The organism is Lyngbya aestuarii BL J, assembly GCF_000478195.2.
GTDB classification, from domain to species: Bacteria; Cyanobacteriota; Cyanobacteriia; order Cyanobacteriales; family Microcoleaceae; genus Capilliphycus; species Capilliphycus aestuarii.
Genome location: NZ_AUZM01000286.1, coordinates 1 through 815 on the forward strand (window position 1 = coordinate 1; position 815 = coordinate 815).

At 39.0% G+C, this 815-nt stretch carries 2 protein-coding genes; both read right to left on the bottom strand.

What is annotated here, in order from left to right; genetic code table 11:
- Positions 1-225, bottom strand: a 225-nt coding sequence (locus tag M595_RS28100; protein WP_023069939.1) for a YccF domain-containing protein, incomplete at its 3' end; no start/stop codon positions are given.
- Positions 226-260: 35 nt separating this feature from the next.
- Positions 261-815 (bottom strand): tetratricopeptide repeat protein (locus M595_RS28105; RefSeq protein WP_040484796.1); only part of this gene is annotated, 555 nt, incomplete at its 5' end.

An 815-nucleotide genomic window follows, 5' to 3' on the forward strand; every position in this document is an offset into this window, starting at 1 on the left:
CACCCAAATCACATTAAAAATTAGGGTCAATGGACTAGAAAAACTATCTAACACCAGATTTTGCTTTCCAAAAGGAGTCATCGTCGCAAAACCGAGTTTAATCGCTTGCAGTCCAAAAGGTATCCCAATAATCGTTAAACAAGTTGCCAGCCCACCCACAATATATCCTAAACCCGAAATAAAACCGCCAAAAATCAACCAGATAATATTTCCGATCAAACTCATTTGTTATTCTCCTCAACAAGCAAAATTAACGGCATTTACACCCATTCTCGCAACGTTTGATGCACCACAGCCAGATGCCACATATAATCCTCTAAGGGATATTCTGATGCAGCTTTCATAATAAACTCTTTGGCTTGGGCTTCATTTTCTTGGGCTTCATAATATAATCCTACATAGAGATGAGCATAAAATTCTCCTTGTTTTCCTAATTTTTTCCCCGTGTTGATCACATCTTCGGGCTGACAATTTCCTGCAAAAAGTTCATAAACCTGTCGCATCACCTTTCGAGGATCATTACGAACTGACAATAAACAATCTTTTGCGGCTTCATCTCCTAAAAGTTGAGCCATACAAAGATATCGCCAAATCGTTTCTTCTAAATCTTGTCCATTAACGACTAAATCTAGTTCAAATTGATTCGCTCCGGCTTGAAATTGTCGAGCATAATAGTAAGATAACCCCCGTTGCCATAAATAAGGCTGAAGGGTTGGTTCAAGTTTTTCGGCTTGATCAAAATCTTGAATAGAGGCTTCGATTTCAGCCAATTTAAAATGAACCATCCCCCGCTGAACATAAGATCGGAAGAGCAC